17 protein-coding genes are annotated in these 26,237 nt (G+C 60.4%); 1 reads left to right on the forward strand and 16 read right to left on the reverse strand.

What is annotated here, in order from left to right:
* The first annotated feature begins 11 nt into the window (after nucleotides 1–11).
* Nucleotides 12–1,415 (forward strand): UDP-N-acetylglucosamine-transferase, encoded by a 1,404-nt coding sequence (locus L0U81_RS28375; protein ID WP_233808469.1) that lies wholly within the window; start codon nucleotides 12–14, stop codon nucleotides 1,413–1,415.
* On the opposite strand, the gene L0U81_RS28380 is transcribed toward L0U81_RS28375, so the two are convergent.
* The 16 genes from L0U81_RS28380 to L0U81_RS28455 all read right to left on the reverse strand — a co-directional run bounded on the left by L0U81_RS28380 (nucleotide 1,320) and on the right by L0U81_RS28455 (nucleotide 25,849).
* Nucleotides 1,320–4,754 carry an RHS repeat-associated core domain-containing protein gene (locus L0U81_RS28380; RefSeq protein ID WP_233808471.1) on the reverse strand — a complete coding sequence of 1,145 codons (3,435 nt, stop codon included), beginning with the start codon at nucleotides 4,752–4,754 and terminating at the stop codon, nucleotides 1,320–1,322. The genes L0U81_RS28375 and L0U81_RS28380 overlap by 96 nt on opposite strands.
* Before the next feature lie 16 nt (nucleotides 4,755–4,770).
* A complete protein-coding gene (locus L0U81_RS28385) occupies nucleotides 4,771–5,037 on the reverse strand; it encodes a PAAR domain-containing protein (RefSeq protein ID WP_233808473.1) in 267 nt (88 codons plus the stop codon).
* 86 nt (nucleotides 5,038–5,123) lie between these two features.
* A complete protein-coding gene (locus L0U81_RS28390; RefSeq protein WP_233808476.1) occupies nucleotides 5,124–7,463 on the reverse strand; it encodes a type VI secretion system Vgr family protein in 2,340 nt (779 codons plus the stop codon).
* A 68-nt stretch (nucleotides 7,464–7,531) separates the two neighbouring features.
* Nucleotides 7,532–11,497: a type VI secretion system membrane subunit TssM gene (gene tssM, locus L0U81_RS28395; RefSeq protein ID WP_233808482.1), complete on the reverse strand. Its 3,966-nt coding sequence runs from the start codon at nucleotides 11,495–11,497 to the stop codon at nucleotides 7,532–7,534.
* A gap of 13 nt (nucleotides 11,498–11,510) precedes the next feature.
* A complete protein-coding gene (gene tssL, locus L0U81_RS28400; RefSeq protein WP_233808484.1) occupies nucleotides 11,511–12,845 on the reverse strand; it encodes a type VI secretion system protein TssL, long form in 1,335 nt (444 codons plus the stop codon).
* On the reverse strand, nucleotides 12,842–14,191 hold the full coding sequence (gene tssK / locus L0U81_RS28405) for a type VI secretion system baseplate subunit TssK (protein WP_233808486.1): 1,350 nt from the start codon (nucleotides 14,189–14,191) through the stop codon (nucleotides 12,842–12,844). Before tssK ends, tssL begins: the two co-directional genes overlap by 4 nt.
* A 5-nt stretch (nucleotides 14,192–14,196) precedes the next feature.
* Nucleotides 14,197–14,742 (reverse strand): type VI secretion system lipoprotein TssJ, encoded by a 546-nt coding sequence (tssJ, locus tag L0U81_RS28410; protein WP_233808487.1) that lies wholly within the window; start codon nucleotides 14,740–14,742, stop codon nucleotides 14,197–14,199.
* Nucleotides 14,743–14,888: 146 nt separating this feature from the next.
* Complete coding sequence (locus tag L0U81_RS28415; protein ID WP_233808488.1) at nucleotides 14,889–15,371, reverse strand: Hcp family type VI secretion system effector; 483 nt, start codon at nucleotides 15,369–15,371, stop codon at nucleotides 14,889–14,891.
* Nucleotides 15,372–15,480: 109 nt separating this feature from the next.
* Nucleotides 15,481–16,986, reverse strand: a complete 1,506-nt coding sequence (gene tssC / locus L0U81_RS28420) for a type VI secretion system contractile sheath large subunit (RefSeq protein WP_442793466.1) — start codon at nucleotides 16,984–16,986, stop codon at nucleotides 15,481–15,483.
* Between the two features lie 43 nt (nucleotides 16,987–17,029).
* The gene (gene tssB / locus L0U81_RS28425) at nucleotides 17,030–17,563 is read right to left on the reverse strand and encodes a type VI secretion system contractile sheath small subunit (protein WP_233808496.1); all 534 of its coding nucleotides are present in this window, start codon (nucleotides 17,561–17,563) and stop codon (nucleotides 17,030–17,032) included.
* Nucleotides 17,564–17,775: 212 nt separating this feature from the next.
* Entirely contained in the window at nucleotides 17,776–20,019 is a 2,244-nt protein-coding gene (locus L0U81_RS28430) for a DotU family type IV/VI secretion system protein (protein ID WP_233808498.1), read from the reverse strand.
* 25 nt (nucleotides 20,020–20,044) lie between these two features.
* The gene (locus L0U81_RS28435; protein ID WP_233808500.1) at nucleotides 20,045–20,668 is read right to left on the reverse strand and encodes a fimbrial protein; all 624 of its coding nucleotides are present in this window, start codon (nucleotides 20,666–20,668) and stop codon (nucleotides 20,045–20,047) included.
* Between the two features lie 13 nt (nucleotides 20,669–20,681).
* On the reverse strand, nucleotides 20,682–23,519 hold the full coding sequence (locus L0U81_RS28440) for a fimbria/pilus outer membrane usher protein (RefSeq protein WP_442793480.1): 2,838 nt from the start codon (nucleotides 23,517–23,519) through the stop codon (nucleotides 20,682–20,684).
* A gap of 12 nt (nucleotides 23,520–23,531) precedes the next feature.
* On the reverse strand, nucleotides 23,532–24,305 hold the full coding sequence (locus L0U81_RS28445) for a fimbria/pilus periplasmic chaperone (RefSeq protein ID WP_233808503.1): 774 nt from the start codon (nucleotides 24,303–24,305) through the stop codon (nucleotides 23,532–23,534).
* Nucleotides 24,306–24,395: 90 nt separating this feature from the next.
* A complete protein-coding gene (locus tag L0U81_RS28450) occupies nucleotides 24,396–24,941 on the reverse strand; it encodes a fimbrial protein (RefSeq protein WP_233808504.1) in 546 nt (181 codons plus the stop codon).
* A gap of 257 nt (nucleotides 24,942–25,198) precedes the next feature.
* Nucleotides 25,199–25,849, reverse strand: coding sequence for a response regulator (locus L0U81_RS28455; protein ID WP_233808506.1), 651 nt, complete (start codon nucleotides 25,847–25,849; stop codon nucleotides 25,199–25,201).
* Between the last annotated feature and the right edge of the window lie 388 nt (nucleotides 25,850–26,237).

Below are 26,237 nucleotides of genomic sequence, written 5' to 3' on the forward strand. Positions count from 1 at the left end.
AAGCGACCAGCATGACCGATTTATCCGTCACACCGCCGAATTCAATCTTCGTGCAGATCGCAAGTTATCGCGATCCGCAATTGATTCCCACTCTGCTTGATTTCATCCATAAGGCAAGAAAGCCGGATCTGCTACGTATCGTCGTGTGTTGGCAGCATGCACCCGACGAAAGCATAGGCCAGTTCTGGCAACAGGGTTTTGGCAAATGGAGGACCGAACAGGCCGACAGCTGGACCATCCAGCATCTCGGTTATCGTGACGCGAAAATCGAGTTAATCGACGTGCCTCACATGATGTCGCAAGGTGCATGCTGGGCCCGTAACCTGCTCCAACAGCGTTACGGCGGTGAGCGTTACACGTTGCAGCTCGACTCGCATCACCGCTTCGTCGACGGCTGGGACACGCTCGTGATCGACATGCTGGAATCATTGCGCGACGAAAGTCCGAAGCCGGTGCTGACCACCTATCTTCCGATGTACGACCCAGAGAATCACGACTCTCGAAGAAGCGATGAGCCGAGAATGTTGGCTTACTCGAGCTTCAATCGTGAGGGGGTGGTGGTGTTTCGCTCGAAGAGGCTCGCCGACTGGAGAACGCGCAGTCAGCCCGTCCGAACGCGCTTCTTCAGTGCTCACTTCGCATTCGCCGACGGCCATTTTGCCGAAGTGGTCCAACACGATCCGCACTACTTCTTTCTCGGCGAGGAGATCTCGATCGCCGTCCGCGCCTTCACTCACGGCTATGACCTGTACTGTCCGCACCGGTTGATCGCCTGGCACGAATATAAGCGCTCGTATCGCTTCAAGATCTGGAACGACCATACTCAGGAGGCCAAGCAACGGGGAGATATCGAGGAGCCCTGGAACGAGCGCAACCAACGCTCGTTTCAGCGCAATCGGGCGCTGCTCGGCGTCGACGGAGAGGCGCGGCCGCAGGAAGATTTCGGCAAGTATGGGCTCGGCGCCGAACGCACGCTGGCCGAATACGAGGTGTACGCAGGCATCAGCTTTGCGCTGCGCGGTATCCAGAAGTCGGTGCTCAACGACGAGGCGCCCGTTCCGGGCGTGCGGCCTGTCGGCGAGGCGACATGGAAGGCCTCACTGCAACGCGCAAATGACGTGCGCGTGTGCGTGCATCGGCATAGCTTCGACAAACATGCGCTCATGCACGGCATCGAGCACCCATTGCCGGTCGCCACGTCCGCCATCGCCGTAATCTACGACCACGGTGACACCGAGCTGCGCCGCGAAATCGTCGATGCTAGCCGCCTTTCCCGACACCGCAATAACGACTGGCTCGACTTCCATGCGACGTTCGAATCAGAGCTTGAGCAGATCCCAGCCTATTACGTCCTGGAATTGCTCGACCACGACGGCAACGTTTTGAGCCGGGTTCGAAGCACCGTCGACGCATGACGCGTCCCCGCCCGCAACGTACGGAAACCTTGCCGGCGTCGCGCGGCCGAGAGGATTGCACCATGTCAGCGGATTCGGCGCGTAGCGATACGGACTAACGCCGCCGTCACCGGTGCGATCGGGGCTGATGTAGCGACCCGAGTGAGGATCGTAAAACCGCGCACCGTTGTAATGCAGCGTGGTTTCATCGTCCGAATACTGACCGGCGTAACGAAGCGGCTGTGTCAGTGCGTCGCTGCTGCCCCACTCTGGCGCGACGAGATTGCCCCACGCGCGATAACGCCCTTGCCACACCACCTGCCCGGTTTCGTCGGTTAGCGCGACAGCCGTACCGGCCACGTCCGTGTGGTAGTGATAGACCTGCGTGTTTTCTGGCGTTCCATCGTCCGCGAGTGTCTGGTCTACGCAAGCGAGCGGCGCGAGGCCGATCGAGCGGTCGGGTTCGGGTTGATACAGGTACGTGCGCAGTGCCGCTGCGTTCTGCTCCTGAATCAGTCTGAATCCCTGCCACAAATAGCGCGTGACGTCATCCTGGACCGGCGCCGGTAGTTGCTGCGCTCGTCGCGTCGAAGCCGGCTCCATGAGCTTGGCGATACGCCGGCCCAGTGCATCGTAGTGATAGCGCACCGTGCTGTCCTTGCGATGCACGGCAACAAGGTGCCCCTCGGCATCCCAATCGAGCGACAGCGTATGATCGCGGCCGCTTCTACGCACCAGTTGTCCCCACGCGTCGTACTCGTAACGATGGCCGCGACATTCCCGCAGCCGATGATCCGGATAGACGGCCGGGAACCAGTTGCCGCCGGGCGCATCGAGCAGATTGCTCGCGGCGTCCCACGTGAAGTACTCGATGTCCAGCTTCTCCGAGACGCACCGCAACAGGCACCCTCGCCGGTCATAGTCGTACCATGTCTGGCCGCCAGCCGCGCCGCCCGTTCTGACGATCACGTCTGCGAGACTGTAGTCGGCCTCGCGCCACAACTCGATCACAGGTTCGGTCGCGGCGCCCGGCGTGTCCAGGTCGGATCCCGTGACCGAGCGCCACCATACTGGCAAGCCGGGTGGCGAATAGCCCGTATGCGTACGCAAGCTGCCCTGCGTGCGCGCAACCTGGCGGCGCATCGGGTCGTACCAGAATCGCGCAATTCGCCGCTCGTCCAGTTCGACGAACGCGATGTCGCCGGTTTCGAAGCGACGCGTGCGCACCTCCTGCCCCTGCGGCAGCAGCGTCGCGACAAGGCGACCCGCGGCGTCGTACGTATAACGCGGTGTGCCGTTCGCGCCGTGCTCCGCGACGACCCGGCCGCCGGTGTCGCGCTCGAAGCGGATTTCATCGGCGCTGATGCCGAGTAGCTCACCTTCCTGGGTCGGTACACGGCTCACGCATTCCAGCGATCCGCGCGGCCCATAGCGATACGTATAGCGGTTGTGCAAGGTTTCGCGCCCAATCAGGCGGCCAGCGCTGTCATAGTCGAACGTTTCGCGACGCTGCTGCGCGCCCGCCTTCCACGTGATGCAACGGATCTGGCCGCCGTCCGTATAGTCGAAACTGCGCTCGACGCCGTCTGCATCCGTTATTGACCGGCAACCGCTCGCGTCCCACTGCAGCGACTGCACCGCGCCGTTCGCACTTTCGATTCGAACCGGACGCCCATGTGCATCGTACTGACGCACGGTCACGTGACCTTCTTCGTCGACCGCGCGAACGATATTGCCGCGCCGGTCCCGGTACCAGTGCCGGCTGCGGCCGCTCGGACCAGCGAAGGAGATTCGCTGACCCTTGGCATTCCACACATGACGCTCGATCTGTCCATCCGGACGCGTGACCGTCAACGGCCGGCCGAGGCCGTCTCGCCCGATTCGCGTAACGGCGCCGAGCGCGTCAGTCACGCTGACGACGTAGCCATTGACGTCGTACTCGTATGTGGTCGTGCTGCCACCTGCTCCCGCGCGTCGTGTCACCTGTCCCCAGGCATTACGCGTGTAGGTGGTCGCGATTTCCTGCACATCTGTCGAGCGCGCGACCTCACCATCGGCATCATATTCAAAGCGCGTAATTTCTCCTGACGGCGCCTGATAGTGCACCGGCCGCAAGCGATCGTTGCGCGCCCACATCCACGTACGCCCATCGCTCAGCGCGACCGACACGGGTTCGCGCGACGCAAACGCATACTGCGTCGAGCGGGTCTCGCCCAGAGGATCGGTTTCGTGCACGACGCGTCCAAGCATGTCGTATTCAAGGCGAACCGCGCGCTTGCCGGGCAGTTGAACGATGAGCGGCGCGACGGCCTCGCCGTAGTCGAAGCGATAGCTCCGGCCGTCGAAATCCGTGTGCGACAGCACGCGGCTCTGCTCGTCATATTGCCAGTGCGCCTCGTTGTCGAACACGTCGCTAACCACGCTGGTCCGGCTATCGACGTCGTAGGCGAAGTGCTCGAGCGCGCCTTCCGACGTGACGCGTTGAACCACCCGCGCCGCGCCCCCGATCGATTGCCATACGTAGCGTGTCGCCATTCCGAGCGCGTCGGCCTCCTCGACGATCCGTCCTTCACGGTACGCAAAGCGGCGCACGATTTCGCCGACGCGGTTGCGCACTTCGGTGAGTTCGCCACGCTGGCTGTAGCCGTACTGGACCAGCGCGCCGGTCGGCCCACCCTCGACGCACTCGACGGCAACCAGACGCGCGCCCATCCGCGACTCGTAGTGCATCCGCAACTCGTGGCCGCAAATGCCGCGCATGCGCAGCAAGCGCCCGTCGGTATCCCAGATCAGACCGATCCGCTGCTGACGCAGATCCTCGACATACTTGAGCCTGGAAAGCCCGTTCGCGTCGAACTCGCCAAACACGCGGTAATGCGGCGTCAGATCCGCGACGACCAGGCGTCCGTCGCTCAGATGCGCGATGTGCAATTGCGCCGACGACGCGATCACCTGCGACCCGCGCGGCGGAAACGGCACGCTCAGTGTGCTGCCGAATTCGTCGGAATAGACGAGTTGATCGTCCAGCTTGCGCAGCGTGATTTCCCAACTCATGCGCCAGCCGACGCCGAGCAGCCCGACCGCGTGCTGCGCGCTCGAGTAGCAGCGCGACCATTCGATCGGAAACCGGCCACGCAGCCGGAAATCGGTTTCGTCGGCGGGCAGGCATATCTTGCTGCCGCTGATCACGTCGACGGAGGCGCATAGAATGCCCGACAGCGCGCGACGCATCCGATACCGGTCCACCATGTCGCCAAGCCGCTCACAACGGTCGAGCAGCGGTCCGGCACTCGCGAGCGGCAACACAGCGCCGGGCAGCCTGACCAGCTCCCCGCCGATTCCAGCGATCCCAGCCGTCACTTGACCATCCTCGGCGTCACCCGCCGATCAGCACGTCCGGCGAGCCAACGGGCAGCGCCGAGCCACACGAAACCGAGCCGCCGACGATTGCCGCCGGCACGTCGTTGATGAATACGGAGCCCGAACCGGCAATCACGCATTGCACGGACGGGTGCAGCGAGCAAACCACGGAACTGATGCCGACGAGCGCCGCCGGTATTCCATTGACAAAGACCGATGGTGACCCACCGACGACGGCACCACCGTCGCCGATCGGATCGCCTTTGCGAACCACTGGATACATGATCGATATTCTCGTGAGAAGAAGAAGGCCCGTGCAGGGCTGTGCGCGAACGCATTCGCCGATGCATGGGATGGCGAGGTTCGCTGTTACGCTTCCTCGCCGGTTGGCGGCGGTACCTCATCCGACGGCTCCGGTTCCTCATCCGACGGCTCCGGTTCCTCATCCGATGGCTCCGGTGTCTCATCCGACGGCTCCGGCGTAATGATCGGCAGCGGCGGGGGGCACACGATTGGTTCGCACGGATCGGGCTTATATATGCAGGGAACATCCAGTGCGTCGCATACCACGACCGGAACAGGAACGGTCGTCGCATTGCCCATTTCCATATCACCAGGATTGAGCTCTAGCGGCATACCCGTTACCACCACACGCTCGCCACCCTGGATGCGAATTTTCGTGCCGATCAGCTTGATCTCGCCACCCGGGGTCATGGTCAGCGACGACGCACCGCACACGATAGACAGCACACCACCGGCGGACAGCGAATAAGCCCCACCAACCGCATGCGTAGACGCGCCACCGATCGTGACGGAACGCAGTCCGCCCACTGTAAGTGTGGACGCTCCGCCAATCGCGGTACCTTCGGCGCCCCCGATCTTCGTCCACTGCGCAAGACTGACGTGATAGGAGGCGACATCCTTGACCTTGACCGAGTACTCGCCGCCAACGACAGTGCTGGACGCTGCCCCCACTGTCATGCTGTGCGCCGCAGCCACGCCAATCGTGTAGTCGGCACCGACGACGTGCGATTCATTGAGCTTCGTCAAGCGGTTCATGTCCCGTTCCGCCTGTAACGTAAACTCCTCAGCACCCGCCTTGTCCTCGAAACGAATGCTGTTGTAGTTCTGCATGCCCCCTTCCATCGACCGGCTCATGAAACCGCTCTGCGTCGCGTTGCCCGGCAAGTCATAAGGCGGAGGTGTAGCCGTGTTGTACAGACTGCCGGTGATCAGCGGACGATCGGGGTCGCCGTTCCAGAAATCGACGATGACTTCCTGTCCGATGCGCGGAATGTAGATGCCACCGAAACCCTGACCGGCCCATGCCTGACTTACACGGACCCAGCAGGAGTCCGTTTCGACGTTTTGGCCGTAACGGTCCCAAACGAAGCGGATCTTCACGCGGCCGAATTCGTCGGTCCACAACTCCTTGCCCGCGGGGCCCACGACGACAGCGGACTGCGGCCCGCTGACGGTCGGTTTCAGGGTCTCCTGCGGCAACCTGAACACTTCGCTGGTCGGCTGCACGTCGAACTTGTTGCTGCACGTGTAGTGGTAACCACTGCCCGATTCGTCCGGCGTACCGGTCAATTCGAATTCCGTACCGACGACCAGGTATTCGCAATTCGCGGCGGCATAGTCGTAATTGGTCAGCACGAACGTCTGCCCGCACGCAAGCCCGCGCACGTTACCTTCGCCCTTCGCTCGCGTGCCCGGCGCGCGAAGCGCTTCCATGCGCGTACGCGCCAGCAGCTCACCATGCGTGCCGTCGGTGTAATCGCCTGGCCAATCGTAGCGCTCGAGCAGGTTCCAGCTCGTGTCGCGCGGCTGCTGATTGATCGACCGCATGTCGGCGCGCGAACGCATGAAGTCGAAGTCGCTCGTCACGTAATGGCCGGTGCACAAGACTTCGGCCGTCGAAAACACACTGATGTATTCCGTGTCGGTCTTGCCTTCCTGCGGTTGGAACGCCAGCGTCTGATACGCCGGGTTCGGCGACTGGCGGTGCGCGCCAATGTGATCGCACAGCACGAGCCGGTGCTTGCCATCGACATGCTCGAAAAACCAGTAGATGCCCCACTCTTCCATCAGCCGCTGGATGAAGTGGAAGTCGGTCTCGCCGTACTGGACCTGGAATGCACGCGGCTCGTTGCGCGGGCTTTCACCCTCGACCGTATATCGGCTCACGTCGAGGCGCTTTTCGACGGGGTACGGGTAGTCCTTCAGAACCTCGTCAATGATCTCGATGACCGTCTTGTTCTGGAAAATCTTGTAGTCGGTCGTCAGCATGGCCAGCGACAGCCAGGGCTCCAGCACGACGCGATAGACGTTGTAGCGGCCCTCCCGGCCGACGTATTCCGCCGCGACGACGAGTCCGGTGATTTCACGCTGACGTGCTTCGCTATCACCGCTCAGGCCGGCAGGTGCTTCGAGGTCGACCGTGACAGTCATTTCCTTGCCGATCAGTGCCTTCAGGTCGATGTTGGCACTGGCGGCAAGCGGCACCGTGTAATCGTCGGGCGTGCGCAATTGCAGTTCGTATCTGAACAGCTTGCCCAGATATTCGCTGCCGCTCAATGACATGAACTCCAGCGCCGGCCGCGTCAGTCCATCCGCGGTCTGGTCCGGCCACTGAGGTATCGCCGCGCTGGATACCGTGACTGCGCGGCTCTGCACGCGCATGGCGTTCAAGAGATTACTTGACATGAACTCCTCTAGATTCCTTCATCGAAAACAATGCCGCACGCGATTGAGCGCGGGGATTTTCGAAAACGCTACAGAGCATCAGCGGATACGGACCCTACCGATGCGTCCATCCGCCTCGCCACCATGTTTGCGCTGCCGGGGCAACGAAATCCCCTCAGCAGCGCCGTCAACTGCGGCCCCGACTGACCACCGGACGTCAGCTCGATGACCGCGTGCCGGTCGTCGAAATTGAAGTCCACTGCCGAGCGGCTCGACGACAACGTCGATGTCACGCGGCCCCGGTCGATCAGCCGGAACAGCGCCCAAGGACCTTCGGTAATGATGGTCGACGTGTCCGGACGCACGCGCGGATTCGCGGTGAGACCGGCCATCGATCCTCCGCGTGGCCCCGGCCATGTAATCGGGAACGTCGTGACCGGACCGTGCACATAGCGCAGGCTCTGCCCGTCGATGTCGATGAGCAGATCAGTAATTTCCGGGTCCAGCGACACAACTTTGAGGCCCGCGCTCCACGACATCCGGGTTGCGCCCGGATCGCGGAAAAACGTCTGGCGGATCACCGCGGCATGCTCGAACGGTTCGAGGCTCGGCCCCTGCATCGGCGGCATGCCGGGGCTGACCGGCTTGTAGCGCCACGGACGCATGCCTGTATCGACTCGGCCAGCGAGTGTCTTGCGGAAGAAGTCGTCGAGCAGGCCGCCTGCCGCGAACACGCGGTTGAAATCTTCGATGTCGACTTCCTGGGCGCTCGCGGCGAACGGATATTTGCCGTCGACCGCGCGGCGGCATTGCGCGCCGACGCTCGATTCGACCTGCATCGTGAGCACGGACCCGACGCCACGGCCCACCTTGCGCATAGACTGCGACGCGATGCCCGCGAGCACCGCCCGAAACGGCGCCGGCAGCTTTTGCGCCTCGAGCTGCATCGTGGAGCCGAGGTCGTCGGTGGGCGGCATGCCGTTGGTGGCGAGCACGTCGCCGGCCGTCATCAGACGCGTGTACTGCTCGTTGATCAGTCCGATGATGCCGCCAAGCTGAAGTACGCCGCTGCTGCCCGATGGCGCGCTTGCGTTATCGGCCCGGCCGGTCACGACTTCGCGCAGCGCGGCAAAGCGTTTGTCGACCAGATCGCGTTCCATCTTCTGCTGCGCGAGCTGTCCGATCGTGGCGGTTGCGGCCACGGCGCTCGCCGCGCGCGCCGCCTGCGAGCGACGCGTGATCTCGTTCATTGCACCATCGGCGAGCGACGGTTCGTCCGCGCCGTCGGCGACCGACAGCGACGTCTCGCGCGCGGCCGTTCGCGCGAGTCTCGCCAGCGGCGAATCGGGCGCGGCCAGCGTGCGCAGCGTCTGCAGATCAGGAGCCAGCGTGCCGTTGCCGCCGGACACCGGTCTCACGTCGTCGAGAAACTGGCTCCAGTAATTGCCGTAGTCGGTCAGATACTGGCGGCGGATATCGTCGGCGAGCCTGTCCTTGCGCAGCACGTTGCCGTTTGCCATCTGCCGCCACCGCGCCGAAGCATCGGCCTTGCCCATCACCCACGCGTCCTGTTTTTGCGCCTGCTCGAGAAATTCGGGCAGGCGCTTGTTAAAAACCGTGTGATAGCCGACGTAGGAATAGAGACCGGGGATGCCCCGCGCAAGCGTCGAGCCGTCGGCCAGTGTGAACACGGCGGTGGCCTGCGGACCCGCGGCGCTCAGCAGCGTGACGTTCTCGGGTGCCTCGGGAGTCATGGCGTTCATTGCCCGTTCGTAGAGCCGTCCGGACGCCGGGTTGCGGGCGAGGAACTCGCGTGCGCGACGCACCAGCTGCGAATTCGCCGGGCTCGCCGGCACCGCGGGAACGTCGTTGGCGAACAGCGCGTCGAGGTGACGCGCCATCACGTTGCGCTCGCCGAGCGGTGCGACGCTGTTGGCGTGTTCCCAGTCAGCGAGCACCCATGCCTTGATCGCTTTCGCGTCATAGTGCGAGCGATCGAACAGCATCAGATAGACCGACAGCGTGCGATAAACGCCATCCGCGTCCTGCGCGCCGATTTGCGTGTCGAGGACCGTTTCGAGCCGGCCGACCACTCGCGGCAGCAGCATCTTCTTCAGCAGATTGTTGTAGGTCTCGCCGGCGGCGTCGCTGATCGCGGGCGCCGTGTAGAGCCCGTAGCGCCATGCGAGACCGGGACTGTCGAGATCGACGCCCTGGAACCGAGGCAGCTCATGCGAAGCGGACAGTATCGCCCCCATCGCCCCGGGCTGCGGTGCCTTACGCTGCGACGAGACACGCGAGGCGAGCGCAGTAGCCTTGCCGTCGATCGCGGCGAGATACTCGCGGTTATTGCTGAAGCTCACGACGAGCGCGCCGATCAGCCACACTGCCACGACGATCGCGAGCAGATGCCCGGCAATGCTCAGCGCGCGAAAGCGGATTTCCCAGTAAAGATTCGGGCGTACCAGATGCCCCTCGGCCAGAATCACCCGCTGGAACAGATTGCGCAGGAAATAGCCGCGATACCCAGTAGGCGCAGCGTCCGCGGATGACGATGAGCGCGTCTTCGGTGCAACCCCGATCGAGTCGGCAAGCCCGCGACGCAGCCGCTGCAGCAGCGTGGTGCTGTCGGCGGACACGGCTTCGTGAGTTTGCGCCGCGCTCGTGAAATAGACGCCGCGCAGCGTGTTGTTTAACTGCGTGTCGTCGTATTTCGAATCGAGAAACACCAGCGCGAGTAGTTCCGTGAGGTCCGCGCACAGGCAGCGGAATTCGGCCGGCAGCGCATACAGCTTCTTGCGCAGATCGACCTCGTACACCTCCTGCAGCCGCGTGTTGATGCCGTCTTCGAGTCCCTGCACCAATTCACGCATCTCGGCCGCGCAGCTCAGGCGCAGCGTGTCGCGGCCGTGCTCTTCCGCCTCTTCCTGATAAGGCAGCGTGAAGCCGAAAATCTGCGCGCGGCTTTCGGCCGTCAACGCCTGGAAATACTCTCCGAAGCCGGGCAACAGATCGAGCTTCGTGACGAGCACGTACACGGGGAAGCGAATCCCCAACTGCTGGCGCAACTCGCCAAGCCGCGCGCGCAATGACGCTGCGAGCGCCTTTCGTTCGGACGCCGGGCGTGTCAGCAGCTCTTCGACGGAAACGGCGAGCAACGCACCGTTGATCGGCGCGCGCGGACGCCGCTTGCGCAGTAGCCCAAGAAAACCATGCCATTCGGCCGCATTGGCGCTCTTCAGGTCGTCCGGTTTCGCGTCAAGCGGCGCGGTGTCTTGCGCCGCGGCGTCCTGCACCGTATAGCGGCCGGCGGTATCGATCAACACCGCCTCGTTCGCGAACCACCAGTCGCAATTCACAGTTTCGACGCGGCTTCTCAGCGACGCCGCGACCATCTGGTCCGCATCCGGAAAATCGAGGCCCGAATTCAGGATCAAAGTCGTCTTGCCGGCGCCTGGCGAGCCCACCACCATGTACCACGGCAGCTCGTACAGATAGCGCTGGCTTTCGAGCAGGCGACGCAGTCCCGCCGGACCACCGCGCATGCGCTTGAGCTTTTCGATGGCCTTCGTGACGACCGAGTAAAGCGCGCGGATTTCGTCTCGCGCGACAGGGCTCGAGGCCGACTTCTTCGTGAACGGATTCAGAATGCGCTGCAGCAGCACGTCGTCGCTGCGCGCCGCCCGCCACAGGCGATACAGCGCGTAGATCGCATAGCAGGCAAGCAGCACCGCGATGAGCAGCACGCGGGACCACGTCGTGCCAAGCGGATGCGCTTCGCCGAACGCAAGCACCGGTCCGAAATACCAGAGCGCGAGACACAGTAGCGCGACGCCGATGACGCTCGGCGACCAGCCGAGCAGCCAGAACAGCAGGAGCAGCAACAGCACGACAATCGACAGCGTGCGCGACAGCACGCTCTCGAGCGGACGGTAGTCGCCGAATGCAACCAGCGGTCCGACGAACCAGATGGCCACGGCGGCGACGAGGATCGCCGCGAGTACCAGCGTCTGACGCGTCAACACAAGTTTCGATAAGCGGTTCAAATAAGACATCAAGGCTTTCCCGTTATTGCGTGACGAAGACTTCCACGCGTCGATTGCGGGAACGACCTTCCGGCGTACTGTTGTCAGCGACAGGTTGTGTATCGCCCTCGCCAACGGCAACGATGCGGTCGGCTGGCATGCCACGCGCCTTCAATACGTCGGCGACGAACGCGGCGCGCTTTTCCGATAGCACCTTGTTGTCAGAAAACTCCACCGTATGAATCGGCTGGTTGTCAGTGTGTCCGGTCACCGTGACGTTGCCGCCGACCCGCACCACCTCCTGAGCAACCTTGCTCAACACCGGATCGAGTTCCGGGCGAACGCGGCTTTGTCCCGGAAGGAACACGTAGTCGCCACGCAACACGACACGGCTGCTGCGCTCGTTCTCGTCGACGGAGACCTGGCCGCGAGCAATCTCATCCTTCAGCAGAATCGACAGACGCAAGCGCTCGGGGGCTGCCGGAGTCGGGACCTTGATCGGCTCTCCGATTGCGAGAATCTTCGCCGCCAACACGTCGCCTTGCGCCAGAAGCCGATACTTGTACCAGGCGAACAGCGAGAACACACATAGCGCAGCTACGCCCGCTGTCGCCCAGACCGGCACGCTTTTCAGCAGCCGCATCCTGCCCGGCTCCTCGCCGCGCCAATGCGGCGACAGTTCGAGCCGAATCGTGTCGCGCGTGCCGCTGATAAGCGTCAGCATCCGCTGCCGGATCTGTTCCAGATGACGTGGACCCTCTGTGGCAACGCTGTAACGTCCTTCGAATCCAAGGCTAAGAATTCGGTACAGCACCTCGAGCACGTCGATGTACTCCTGGGGGGCGGTCGCCATGCGGCCGATCAGCAGGAAGAACTTCTCGCCACCGTCCACCTCTCCTTCGAACGTAAGCAGCAGGCCGCGCGCGGCCCAAATCCCACCGCTACCCCAACGCGTCCGATTGGCGGCTTCGTCGAGCGCGGTGCACAGCGCGTAGCGACCTGCCGCCACGTGCTTCCACGGCAAATTCTCCTTGTCGCAGACCTTCTGGAATGCCGCGACCTCACGCACCAACAGCGAGCGCAAGCTTGCAACCGCGGCAAGCGAATCGAGCGCAGCAGGCATGTCCGCCAACACGCGCAACAGAGGCTGCGCGGCTTCAAGCAATGGATTGCGCGCGGTCTTCATCCGTTCGAGGCGCGCCTGCATTTCTTCCGGCGGATCGAACGCGGCCACATCGACGACTGGCTCCGTATTGGCGACACCCGCATCTGCGGGACGCCCAGCGGGAAACACAGACGGCTGGCTCTGACCAGAACCTGAGCTGTCGGGGTTCAACAGAAAGTCGAACGCGCCGTCCCCGTAGGCACCTGTACTCATTTTTGACGCACGCCCCACAGTTCAAGCTTGAGTTCGGGGAAGTGCCCGGCGATATGCATGGCAAGCCCTCCGTGGCGCGCGATCTGCTCCCAGAACGGTCCCGTACGTGACAGCTCGAAATAGATAAAGCCCGAGTTGAATGGAATCTGGCGCGGAGGAACCGGCAGCGCCGCCATCGTCAGGCCAGGCAGGTGCGAACGGATCAATTCTGGTAAACGTTGCGGATGACTGATCTTTGTCTGGGCGAGAAACTGCTGCTGCAGCAATTCGGAAGGCATCTGCGCACCCACCGCGAGCACAAGGCTCGAATAGCCCGCCAATTCGTTGGGCAGCATGGCGGCCGTACGAATGCCGTGCGCCTGCTCCGTGAGCGCAATGGGCTGTGCACCGCGAATCAGCACCTGATTCAACAGAAAGTGCACTTCGTCGACAAGCGGTCTGATGCTGCGGTACAGCTGCGCGTGGTCATAGCCCGGAGCCGGCTTCGGACGCCGCGTTTGCGGACGCACGAAGGTCGAAAGCTCGCCGGCAAGAAGCGCGAGCTCGCGATACAGGGTCAGCGGCGCTGTCTCCTCGATTTGGCAGATATGCTCGAGCAGCGGCTCATAGCGATTGAGCACCTGGAGCAGCAGGTAATCGGCCACTTCGGCCGCTGCGCCCGTACGGCCATCGGTACCTGACAGACGGGCGGCGAGCGCGTCGGCGCGCAATCGCGCGAGGCCGCGCAACTGCATCGCCCATTCTCGCAGCAATGGATTCGCACCGTAGCCGGTCACAGGAGGAATATGGTCGGTGCTGTGCAGCGACACGGCGCCCTCGGCGTGCAGCGCCTTTACGCGCGTCAGGGCAATACCAATCCACGACTGCGTAAGCTCTTTTTCGGGCAGCAGCCGCAAGCGCAGACGCGAGAGTTGGACCGGCTTCGGACCCTGCCCGATCGCATTGCTGTCTCGCAGCTCCATGTCGTACGCATGGTAACGGGCCAGCGATCCGCTCTGTTCGGTGAAGGCAGTTTCCTCGGTGTTCGGCAAGCGAAGCGGGACCGCCAGGTAGATCACCTGGTCCTGATGTTCCGGTCCGATCGTCAATGGTGGCGGGGGCGGCGTCAGGCCTGGCACTTCGAACGGCGTGCCGTCAGGAAACACGCCGAGTCCGCTCTTGAACACCAGCTTGCCGAACGCGAGCGACTCCTGATCGATCTCATAACGGCTGAAGCCCCAGAAAAATGGGCTCAACGGCGCACTCCGGCGATGCGCGAACGACTCGAAATACCGTTCCTGCTGCTGAAACAACTGCGGACGCAGGAAGAGTCCCTCGCTCCAAACAACCTTGCTATACCAACTCATTGAAATTAGTCTGACTTTGAAATCGAAACATTGCGCTGGTCAAGCTGGATAGACAGCTTTTGTTCCTTGTTTGGAAGGGCCATCCTGTACCACGCAGCGTCCGGCGTTGCTGGCAACCGGTAAACCGCGCGCCAGACCGATTTCCCGAGATCCCGGTAGCCAGCCAGTACACCAATTGCTGTGGTGGCACGGTTCGACTTGCGGACGATCTCGCGTGTGTCGCCGGGACGCAGAATGAATTCGTCGACGACCAGCGCGTCGTCGCCAAGGACTTTTTTGTCGTCGCTTTGCAGCGTGAAAAAATCGGCGTTTTCAAATGCCGTCGGAGCCTTCAGTTCGTAGACCCGCACGAGGATCGGTGCTGCCGTTCCCCACTCGTTCGGATTGACGTTCTCGTTTGCCGCGATTTGTAGCCGAAGGTTCGTTTGCTCCTTGACAACGGGAGCGGGCGTGCTCGCGCACGCGGACAGAGCTATGCTCGCCCCGCTGAGAATCAGCCAGCTCGCGATACGAAGCCATACCCCGAAGCGGGAAAATAAGTTCGAAACCATCTGACGGTATCAAGGTGATCTCGCACGTCGCCCTGAATGAACTAGCCAGGATGCTCGCTTCCAGCCCCCGCATCCCGGCTAGCCACCGCGACACAACTCACCAGACCAAAAAAACGGTGGTGCCGCGATTCAGGAAAATATGCGACTTAGGCTGTGTTCTTCTTGATATCGAATGTCGCCGTAATCGCGCCGCCGCTACCGCCTTGCGCGTTCTGCACCACGTATTCCTGCTTCAGCCGAGAAAACGACAGAGACACTTTTTCGAGCGGACGCGATTCGCTATCGCTGACTCCCGAGGGATGCACCGAAGTAACCAGCACGTCGTTCATCGTGAACTTGATGTATTCGAGCGGATTTCCGCCGGCCTTACGTACGACGAGCTTCGCTTCGTCGATGTGTTTGCCGGTCAGGCAGTATTGCGTCAGATTGGGCGTTGCACGATCGATGAAATGCTCGAACGTGAAGTCTTCAACCGTTGCTCGGCCCGCGCCGCCGCCAGAGCCAACGTGCATGTTCGATTGCTGCGTAACGCCCCAATCCCAGCTCAGAACATCGATTTCGTCCTTGTGGTTAGCGTCTGCCGACTCACCATCGATCCCGTTAATCTTCAGAAAAATGTCTTGCGCCATGAAAGTACTCCTTGGTACAGATTGGTTTTAGAGATGCTCAATGAAAGTCAGGCATATTTAGTGAGCGCCTGTTTTTCGCTCAATTACCGGATAAACGATAGACGCGAGATCAGGCCGCTTCCTTCACGAGGGGCAGCTTCGCGACTAGACGCAAAGAAACCGTCAGACCTTCGAGTTGGAAATGCGGACGCAGGAAGAATTTCGCCTGGTAATAGCCAGGATTTCCTTCGACGTCCTCGACGACCACCTCGGCCGCGGCCAACGGGCGACGCGCTTTGGTTTCCTGCGACGAGTTCGCCGGATCGGCGTCAACGTAGTTCATGACCCATTCGTTGAGCCATTGCTGCATTTCGTCACGCTCTTTGAACGAGCCGATCTTGTCGCGCACAATGCACTTCAGGTAGTGAGCAAAGCGCGAGCATGCAAATAAATACGGAAGACGTGCCGATAGATTTGCGTTCGCAGTTGCGTCTGCATCGAGATACTCGACCGGCTTCTGCAACGATTGCGCGCCGATGAACGCAGCGTAGTCAGTGTTCTTGCGGTGGATGAGCGGCATGAAACCACTCTTTGACAATTCCGCCTCGCGGCGATCCGAAATCGCGATCTCCGTCGGGCACTTCATGTCAATACCGCCATCGTCGGTCGGGAACGTGTGGCAGGGCAGGCCTTCCACCACACCGCCGCTTTCCACGCCGCGAATCAGCGTGTACCAGCCATATTGCTTGAACGAACGGTTGATGTTCACCGCCATGGCGTAGGCTGCGTTCGACCAAACATAACGTTGATGATCCGCGCCGTCGGTCGTCTCCTCAAAGTCAAACTCGTCGACCGGGTTCGTCTTGATGCCGTATGGCAGACGCGCGAGAAAACGCGGCATAGCAAGGCCGATGTAACGCGAGTCTTCCGAATTGCGCAGCGCGTTCCAAGGCGCGTACTCCAGGTTTTGCGTGAAGATCTTGGTCAGATCGCGCGGATTCGCGAGCTCCTGCCACGAGTCCATCTGCAACACGGACGGTGCGGCGCCCGTGATAAACGGCGCATGCGACGCCGCCGCGACCTTCGCAATCGAGCCGAGCAAATCGACATCTGCCGGCGTGTGATCGAAGTAGTAGTCGGCAACAAGACAGCCGTACGGCTCGCCACCCAATTGCCCGTACTCTTCCTCGTAAATCTGCTTGAAGAACGGACTCTGGTCCCACGCAATGCCTTTATAGCGCTTCATCGTGCGACGCAGGTCGTCCTTCGACACATCCATGAAGCGGATTTTCAGCTTCTCGTCCGTTTCAGTGTTCGTGACGAGGTGATGAAGTCCCCGCCATGCGCTTTCCAGACTCTGGAATTCTTCATGATGAAGGATCAGATTGATCTGTTCGGATAATTTACGATCGATCTCACCAATGATCGACTCGATGTTTTTGTACGCGTCGTCGGACACCGTTACCGATGTGAGCAGCGCTTGTTGAGCGAGTGTCCGGACAGCACCCTCGACCGCCTCGCGCGCACGCTCCGTTTTGGGCTTGAATTCGCGCGACAGGAGCGCGTTGAAATCAGACTGATTGGTAACGCTCGCCGTTGCTTTGGCGCTCGTCTTCGCTTGAAGTTCGGCCATCATTTCCCCATTGTTTCTGGCTGTGCTTTCACGCGGAAAGCGATAATCATTTGTTAGTGACCGGCTCGTCGGCGGATGCCGCTTGCGGCTTCGGCGCCTTGGCGAGCGCCTCGAGCAATGCAGGGTCTCTCAACACCTTGCTGACCAGGCCTTCCGCGCCACTCTTGCCATCCATATACGTTTGCAGATTGGCGAGTTGCGTACGCGCCTCGAGCAGTTGCGCGAGCGCATCAACCTTCTTCGCGATGTTTGCGGGCGAGAAGTCCTCCATGCTTTCGAACGTGATATCGACCATCAGATGACCCTCGTTCGTTAGCGTGTTGGGCACCGCGAACGCAACACGTGGCTTCATGGCTTTCATTCGCTCATCGAAGTTATCGATGTCGATATTGAAGAACTTTCTATCACCAACGGCAGGCAACGGTTCGAGCGGCTTACCCGACAAGTCGGCGAGGACGCCCATCACGAACGGAAGCTCGACCTTCTTTTCTGAACCGTAAATTTCCACGTCGTATTCGATCTGGACGCGGGGAGCACGATTACGTGCGATAAATTTTTGAGAACTGTTAGAAGCTGACATGGTGCTCTGACGTTATTCGCTCAAAGAAAAGGATAAGCAGCAGTACTGCTAACCATTTGCATGAAAATCTGTAACGGGATGATGGTAAGTCTCAATCCTGCGGGAAGATATGGGCCATTGCCCAAATGTCTATCGTGTTCGCCTGTACAGATGCCTGGTACGATCTGTTTCAGAAATGGAAGCGCGATAACACCGATCCGAGACAGATGTCTTTAGCGCGTCGACGAGTCGGGAACAAGCGTGATTTCGACACGGCGATTGGTCTCGCGCCCCTGGCTGCTTGCATTACTGGCGATCGGGCGAGTATCGCCATATCCTTGAATTGCGAAACGCGTGACGGGCAACGACTCGCTGTTGACAAACCAATCGCGAATCGCCCGCGCGCGCGCCTCGGAGAGTGCCTGATTCGCCGCGCTCGGACCCACGTTATCAGTGTGGCCCGCGATCACGATCCGCTTGTCCGGGTTCGCGCGAATCAGATCGAGTACACCGTTGAGTCGTGGCTCTGCACCTGACTTCAGCGTCGTCTTCCCGCTGTCGAACAATGAGAGGTTGTCGATCGTTACAGCAGATAGCGGCGAATGTGTGGCGATCGATGGTGAATGCCATGTCGCGGTCGCCTGTTCGAGCGCGATTTGCAACGCATTCCCCCGGTACAGGTCCCAACCGATCCCTGTCGGCACGTCGCCGCTCGCATAGCGAGCAAGCTCGTTGGACTGTCTGCGCAACGATTCAAATCGCTCACGCTTCGCATCCGCAGAGGCCGCAGGTATGCGCGTGTAGGCATCGAGATCGTTGGCGACTCGCGTAACCAACCGGCTGTTCGACCATGCCGACACACCGATCGACACCATCAAAACGCAGGCCGACGCAGCCACCGTGTGCAACGCCCCGTCGTACCGCTTGTACCACCTGGCCTTTGGAAGTCGAACGCTCGCCTTTCGCGCAACGGTCGCAAGCGGAGGCAGAGACAGCGGCTTCGGATGTGCCTTCGGCGTCGTCAGCGGCGGCCGAAGCCCCGTTTTACCGGTCAACCATCGCGTCCATGCGCCGGGGCGCATCGGCGGGTGTCCGATGTCGGCCAACAGCAAGCCGCGCAACGAGAAAGGCGCGGTGTTTGCCAGCGATGAAAGGATCGACAACAGTGCCGCATCTTCTAGCCAGTCGAATACCGCATGCCCCAGACCGGCACGCGACGCCCGCTCTGGGTGTGCGGCAGTGAGCCATGCCTGATCCAGCTGTTCCCTGAGCGCTTGCACATGTTTCCGTGCGCTTCCAGTCGCAGGGTGCATCGCCGATATATCGATGGCATTGCCGATCCAGACCGGTTTCACAGCGGGGTCGCCATTTGAGCCGAGGCACGCGTATATCGCGAAATAGCAGGGTAAGACGAACGCTTTTGGACCGATGCTAGCGTCGAGTTCATGCTTCCAGCGCGAAAACTCGCGGCGAATCACCGCGTCATCGCAATCGCCGTCAGGAACGAGAGGCATCAGCACGGCATCCGGCGGACGTTGATGCGACTCCATCACCGTGGTTATCACGCCAGACAGCTCCTGCGGGGTCCGAACAGGCAGCCACACGGCATCGCCGTTGCGGCGCAACGTGGATGCTTGCCCATCACGTGCGAACAACGCACCAGCATGTGGCCCGATGACGAGAACAATCAACAACTCACGCACGTTGCCGATGTGAATGTCTTCGTCTTCGTGCGTCTCCCTCCGTTGCCCGTAAGCTGGCAAGACGGCGGCGCCTAGTGCCGTCAACAGGACAAGGCCGAGCACAACGGGCCACCCGGGTTGGAGAGCGAGTGGCAAACCTAGCCATATCAGGCCCGCTATCGAAACAGTGATCCAGATCAGCGCTGCACGGTAGCGGTCTACGTAAATCATTGCAAACGCTCCGTCTGGATTGGATTGCTCTGTGTGGCCGGTGTTTGAGGCAAACAACGCGGTTTCCGCCGAGTCGGGTATGGATAACACCGCTGTGCCACGCCTATGCGAGCTCAACGCCGACTTCATCCGTTCGAGATAGGTTGCGACGTTTTCTCGTCCCCCGTCGAAGCCCAGCTCCAGCAAGACGCTGTAGAACTCGAATCGGGCTACGTCCTGACGGCCACCGTTCACCACCGCGTCGATCCGTTCCCATACCCGTGCGGCCCCATCGCGCACGCCGTGAAAGCGCGCCTGCAACGGGTCACGCAACCATTCCTCGTGTTGCCTGGAGGGCAATGCATGCAACGTCAATTCATCGAGCAGAACGCATTGCGCGAGGCTGATTTCCCGAATGTCCGTTGCCGGAAAGGTTCGGTCCTGCATTTCCTGCTGTAGCGTCTCGACCAACGTGCAACAACGCGCACGCCAAAAAGGAATAGCCGGGATCTGCGCGCCGGCGGACAGCAGCGCTGCATGCAACGCGGTCGCTCGCATCAGCGCGATCGTTGAATCAAACATCATGGAAAAAGTATTCCCGGCGGCAACGTCATGGCATCTCGACGACATAGGTGACGAATGTGTTGACCATACCGGCCGTGGGTTGCCCAGTTGCGTAGTAGCCGGCGACGAAATCGACCGACGTCGGATTTGTGGACGTGATCGGAACGATTTTCATCGTGGACCGGTCGCCGACCTTGATCCGCGTTCCGTCGGCATGGGCCAACATGACCTGCACATTGGTTGCCGACGTCGTGCCGCTCACGCTCTGCAGTTTTAGATTTCCGGTATTGGGATCGGTCGATGAACCGCTCTCGAAATACACGCGCGCACCCGTCACGCCGCTCTCGCATTGCATCGTGATAGTGAAGCCCTTTGTGCCGTTGGCTACCGGGCCGGCCGTCGGCAGCGACTTCGTCGAGAGCGTCGGCAACGTGACCGTCATGTCAGGCGAACTGATCAGTGAACACGTCGTCGCGTTATAGGTGCCACTAAAGTTGAGCGTGACCGAAGGCGAGCCTTGCGCATGTGCGCAAATAGATCCCGACAGCGCGCCCGCGATCACGCCGAGAATGAGTCCGGCAATTCGAAAGTATCTGCAAATATTTTTCATTTCCTGACCTCCACTGTCGGCGGAATCTTCGAATCCGCAGCGCTGGAGCTGCCCACTCATCGGCCTTTGCACGTCAGCGAAGAGAACTGACGAGCGCCGCGCCCGCTGAACGTTGTGCCACGGACTTTGCCGGCGGAGACCAGATGAGCGTTGGATCACAGCTCAGCTTGATGCGTGCGACGATCCCCACGTGCTGACTGCTGTCCGCGTTGTCGTCGTCCGGTACCGTGTAGGGCATCACGCAATGCTGCGCTGCGCCGTTGCCCCAGCGCGCCAGCAGCTTGCCTTCGTGCTCGAGGCCGCGCAGGTACGCGAGGCCCCCCTGGCCGACGATGCCCACCGCTTTCTCGGATTCGTCGAACAGCTCAGTGCCCATCGGCATGGCTTTGCCTTCGCGATCCGAGACCTCGGCAAAAATCGGTGTGCCCTGCGTGGTCGCAATCTTCACCTTCACGAGCGAATTCGCGCGCGGCACGATTTCCTCACTCGTGTTGCCCAGTTCAATGTCAAGCGGCACGTCGCTTGGATCCAGCGCCACCGTGTTGACGCGGTATGGCGTCAGCGAAGACACCACCGCATAGCCATTTGCGTCAATCCGCGCGCCCTGACCATTGATGATCCGGCCACCATTTGCCCCTTTCGCCTCGACTAGCGCGAACGCCTGGCCAAGCGGCGGGCTCAACGTGACGCCGCCACTGTGAATGACGACCGCACCGTCGGCGTTGAACGCGGCCTGACGCGTCTGATTGCTGATCGATGCGTTGCCATTGTAGGTACCGAACGGCGCGCGATATATCGCGTACCCCCCCGTGGAAACGCTCCGATTTTCGCCGGATACGATGCGCGACGCATTGACACCGTAGCTGATCGGCGTGGCTCCCGTTGTGTTGCCCGATGCTGTGGCCTGTATCGTGCTGTCTCCGTTCGAGCTGCGCGAAAGATTGGTTGTCAGATAGTCGAACGTATGATGCTCGTTCGAGTCGACCTTACCCAGTGGAATCGTGAGATTCAAACCAACCTGCGTGCTGAGCTGCGAGTTCTGCAGGCGCGAGCGTTGCGCATATAGCGAGTAGGACAACCGCTTGTACAAGCTGTTGAAGCCAACCTGATACTGAAGATCGTAGCCCTTCGATGCGCCCCAATAGTTCTGCGAACTGCCGGCAATGTAAACGGAACTCGACTCACCGATTGGCTGGTTGATATTCAACTGCAGACGGCTGCGCGTACGGTAGTCGTGTTGGCCAGAGGTGTCTCGCGGGTCATAGCGCGCGTAGATCGCGTCATGCAGGCTGTAGAAGCGTGCGGTCGAGTAGCGATAAGCCGCAACGGAGAAATTCGTGTTCGGACCTGGAAGAAGCTTGCTGTAGCTGATCCGGGTACTGTAGCCGGGACGGCCACCCGACACGCCGGGGATATTCGTTCCCGACGTGGTTACATCGAGCGCGAATGCGCCGGCCGGCGTATTGAGCGCGACACCAACCAGAGCAGCCCAGTAACCTTCAGAGAACTGTGCACCAGTGTAGCCGGTCAACAGGTTTGTCAGGCCGCGCTGATAAACCGCCTGCGCCACCCACGGATGGTTATTCAGCACGGTATCGCGATAGACACCGGTCGTCAGATTGAAACGCGAGACGCCTGGCCGCAGCAACTGCGGCACGGATGCAAACGGCACGAGAAAAGTCCGCTGACGGCCGTCGGCTTCCGTGATAGTGACCCGAAGGTCGCCGCCGTAACCTGTAGCCGGCAGGTCGTTTAGTTCAAACGGCCCGGGCGGCACGCTGGTCTCGGCCACGATGATGTTGTTCTGACGCACGGTGACGCGTGCATTGGTATCAGCCACACCACGCACAACCGGTGCGTAGGAACGCATGGAGTCCGGCAACATGCGGTCGTCGCTGGAAAGCTGGACGCCGCGCACATTGAATGAGTCGAAGACGTCGCCGCTCGTCGAGCTGTCGCCGATCGTCAATTGACTCTTAAGCGCCGTGACATCGTGCTGCGCAAACAGTGCAACGCTTTGCCAGTGCGTGCCGGAACCCCGGTTCTGCCAGCTTGCGGTCGACCACTGGCGGAAACGCCAGCCGTTCACGTTGATCCCACTTTGCAGACCGAGATAGGCACTGCTGAAATCTCCAGCGCCACTGTTCTGGTGAGTGGTATAGCTGGCGAGACTGTATTGCACGAAGCCCGCGTTGATCCCGTTGTCCCAACGCGATGGATCGACGTACCCCGCTGCCTCCTTGCGCAATTCAATCTGCGGAATCGACAGATCGAGTTGCAGATCCGCGGTGTTGAACGATGCGACCGATCCCGGTACCGCATCCGCCAGCGGGATGCATCGCAATGACGCATTCGTGTCGTCAAAGTCGCTTTTTTCCGCTTCCTTTAAGCGCTCGAGCACGCGCTCGGTATCTACGCCAGCCCGGTCCAGGCTCGACGTCGTGAAGCAGGGCGCAGCGATATCCGAACCCGGTACCGCCTGAAACAGAACATCGAAGCGTCCGCGCTTCTTGCCGTTGATGAACAGTTCGAGCGGATAGACACCGGGAGCAACGGGATTGCCTCGCGTATAACGCGACAAATCGGCGACGTTGCCCGTAAAGAATGCTGGATTAAACTCAACTTCCTGCGGGGCCTCCGCAGAAGGTACATTCGAAGTCGGCATGGTAGCCGACGCACCCGTAGGCGCAACTTCTCCGTTGGCAACGGCCGCCTGTTGCGGCAACTCGGGCACTGCGCAGTCGCTGGACGACTTTGCCGACGAGTCCGGAGCACACGCGGCGACCGCGGAATTCGCGGAAAAGACCCAGCCCGACGCTACAATTGCCGCCCAAGCCAATGGATGGAACCTGAACGGGACATTACCAAGTACTGCCTCGATTGCCGCCTTACTATTCCGCACGCCCAACATCCCGTATTCCAATTATTGATTCTTTTTCGCTTCCGCGCTTTGAGCGCTACCGAGTTCCGCCGAGTCCTTGATCTCTGTACCGAAGTCGTTTAGAACCGTATAGGAAACCGTGGCAGGAGCTTTGATATCGAGCTTTCCTTCTTCTGGAAGGAAATCAACGTGACCGAACGGTGGCGCCATATTGGGCACAAGAACGACTTTCCTGTTTGCCGTTTCCACTTCAGCCATACCGACGGAAATGTAGTATGGCGTAGGATTTTCCAGACGAACGACGCTCTGACCCTTGTCGTCCGACTCGACGTGCCACTTCAATTGCGCCCGCCCGGCCGTTGGATCATCTAGCAGCGACGCGGGCCGGTAGAACATCTTGATTCGAGTACGGAACGCGAGCTGGATCATGTTCCGGTCATCAGCGTCCTTAGGCTTCGGCGGGACCTCCAGAACGTTCAACCAATAGACGGATTCGCGGTCCTTCGGCATGTCGCCGCCCGCGAACATGATGCGCAAAGCCTGACCTCTGTGAGGCTCGACTCGAAATACCGACGGCAGCAGGGTGAACGGCACCTTGATTTCATTCGGCGCAGCTGCTGCATCGCCATCGTCCAGCCATGCTTGAACCAGGACCGGGCGGTTATCAACGTTGTTCAAGCGAACATTGACTTCGCGGTTTTGCGCCGGATAGACGACTCGCGTACCGGTAATGGTGATAGCAGCTTGCGCAGCAAACGAGGCCACGCTGCAGGCGACCGCTGCGGCCAACAAAATAGGAAACTTCATTGAAGACATTCGCTCCTCCACGCGACAGATAAGCGGAATGTCACTTCGGGCTGCCTCCGAAACAGGAAAGCAGCCCGATGCCATCCGGCTTGGATTGACTTACTGGTATGCCAACGTGTAGCGAACAACAGCAGTCACGTTACCGGCCGTTGCTGGGGCCGTTGCGTAGTACTGGCCGGCGTAGGTCATCGTTGCGGCCTGGTTGGTGATAGAAACATACGCACCCGTGTTACCCAGCAGAAGTGGCGTGTCCCCCACCATCGTGCCATTGCGGTCAAGCAATTGCACTTCGACATTCTGGGCCGGCGTAGCGACTGCCAGGTTAATTGCATTACCCGTCTTCGGGTCCATGTTCGTGGTCTCGAAATGCGCCGCGACTTTGCTCAGCGTTGAAGGGCACTGTGACACTGAAATGGTGAACGCCTTGGAGCCGTAGGCGGCGCCAGCCGTAGGCAGCGACTTCGCAGACACAGTGGGCAGCGTGACCGTCTGGTCCTCGTCGCCCGCGTTGATTACACAGGTGTCGTCGGTCAGTTGGCCGTTGAACGTTACCTTACCGGTGCCCGGTGCAGTTTGAGCGAAAACCATCGGCGCGACGGACAGTCCCATCAGCGCGATCATGAGTTGCGTGACTTGTTTTTTCATCAGAGTCCTCTCTGTTGCTATTTTTGAAAACGACAAACCCTTGTAAAGCCAATGCTTCCGGCGATCGTCAAGGCAGAGGAATGATGTCATTGAAGGGGACCACTGTTAATGGGCCGATACCCAAAATGAAAGACCACATTGGTCAGCCGGGAAGCGGCATGTCGGTTTCTCTAACTGGGCCGATCACAGGGTCAGCTATAAGCGCGGTAGAAGGTACAACGAGAACTACAGGCGCCGCCTGAGAAGCGCGGTAATTGTTACGAGCAGGACCACTCGCGCACGATCGTGGCGAGTTCGACGTCGTTTCTGGCACCAAGCTTCTTCATGCCAGCGTTCTTCTGATTGCTAACGGTCTTCCGACTGCGATTGAGCCGCTCGGCGATCGCGCCAATCGACATCCCATCGCAAATCATTCGCACGACCGTCGATTCTTTTTCAGATAGCGAATTGAGAGAAGATCGGCCTTCCGCTGCGCGCCCCGTTGCGGACATCAACCTGGTCGCAATGGAATCGGGTAGGAAGACGCTCTTATTTTTGGCGACGCGAACGGCGGTGGTAAGGCTGGCGAAACCCTCGGGGCCCTTACCGACGAAGCCGGCCGCGCCCGCATTGAGCGCAGCCGAAATGATGTGCGTCGAAGAGTGTGCGCTCAGAAAGACAACTCCTATGGCTGGAGCAACACGCCGGATCCGGTCAAGAAGGCTGAGACCATCGGCATACGGATCGCCTTCGAATTCGTAATCGCACACAAGAACGTCAACGGGTATTTCAACCAGCAGCTCGAGCAACCGGCCAATACTTTCGCATTTGAAGCAGATCCGGATGTCCGGACAGGGCTGAAGAACATGCTCGACGCCGAGGAGAATGAATGGATGATCGTCGGCAATACCCACTCTGATTTTGTTCACTCACACTCCATCGCAATACTGGTGAAGACTTTTTTCGTACCAAAACACATGCATGCTTTCTTGCCAAAGTACAATGTCATTCCACACGGTTCTGTGACGAGAAGAAAGCGGGATATACACCCATGCTACTAGCCGACGTGCCCGAGCCGGTCTGTATTCGCAAGCTACGGGATGCCGCCTTTGCCCGGACCAATCCGGCAAATTTCGGCAGCGAAGACCGAGCAACAAGCTTCGTCGAAAACAACAGGGCCTCTAGCGCATATCAAAAAATGCCTTGATCATTCCGCCAGCCGTTTTGGCTTTACAGAAATTAAAGATTCAAATTGCTATTTTTTAAAACGATGAAAACTCGATGAGAAGGTCGTTGCGTTCTTTGAGACCAATCAAG

The sequence above is a fragment of the Paraburkholderia sp. HP33-1 genome (assembly GCF_021390595.1).
In the GTDB taxonomy this organism is placed as follows: domain Bacteria; phylum Pseudomonadota; class Gammaproteobacteria; order Burkholderiales; family Burkholderiaceae; genus Paraburkholderia.

Coding starts and splice junctions, on each gene's coding strand:
- tssK (WP_233808486.1), bottom strand. CDS start 14,191: ATGAGTTGGTATAGCAAGGTTGTTTGGAGCGAGGGACTCTTCCTGCGT.
- tssJ (WP_233808487.1), bottom strand. CDS start 14,742: ATGGTTTCGAACTTATTTTCCCGCTTCGGGGTATGGCTTCGTATCGCG.
- tssM (WP_233808482.1), bottom strand. CDS start 11,497: ATGTCTTATTTGAACCGCTTATCGAAACTTGTGTTGACGCGTCAGACG.
- L0U81_RS28435 (WP_233808500.1), bottom strand. CDS start 20,668: ATGAGTGGGCAGCTCCAGCGCTGCGGATTCGAAGATTCCGCCGACAGT.
- L0U81_RS28430 (WP_233808498.1), bottom strand. CDS start 20,019: ATGATGTTTGATTCAACGATCGCGCTGATGCGAGCGACCGCGTTGCAT.
- L0U81_RS28450 (WP_233808504.1), bottom strand. CDS start 24,941: ATGAAAAAACAAGTCACGCAACTCATGATCGCGCTGATGGGACTGTCC.
- tssB (WP_233808496.1), bottom strand. CDS start 17,563: ATGTCAGCTTCTAACAGTTCTCAAAAATTTATCGCACGTAATCGTGCT.
- L0U81_RS28385 (WP_233808473.1), bottom strand. CDS start 5,037: ATGTATCCAGTGGTTCGCAAAGGCGATCCGATCGGCGACGGTGGTGCC.
- L0U81_RS28375 (WP_233808469.1), top strand. CDS start 12: ATGACCGATTTATCCGTCACACCGCCGAATTCAATCTTCGTGCAGATC.
- L0U81_RS28445 (WP_233808503.1), bottom strand. CDS start 24,305: ATGTCTTCAATGAAGTTTCCTATTTTGTTGGCCGCAGCGGTCGCCTGC.
- L0U81_RS28390 (WP_233808476.1), bottom strand. CDS start 7,463: ATGTCAAGTAATCTCTTGAACGCCATGCGCGTGCAGAGCCGCGCAGTC.
- tssL (WP_233808484.1), bottom strand. CDS start 12,845: ATGAGTACAGGTGCCTACGGGGACGGCGCGTTCGACTTTCTGTTGAAC.
- L0U81_RS28415 (WP_233808488.1), bottom strand. CDS start 15,371: ATGGCGCAAGACATTTTTCTGAAGATTAACGGGATCGATGGTGAGTCG.
- L0U81_RS28440 (WP_442793480.1), bottom strand. CDS start 23,519: ATGTTGGGCGTGCGGAATAGTAAGGCGGCAATCGAGGCAGTACTTGGT.
- tssC (WP_442793466.1), bottom strand. CDS start 16,986: ATGATGGCCGAACTTCAAGCGAAGACGAGCGCCAAAGCAACGGCGAGC.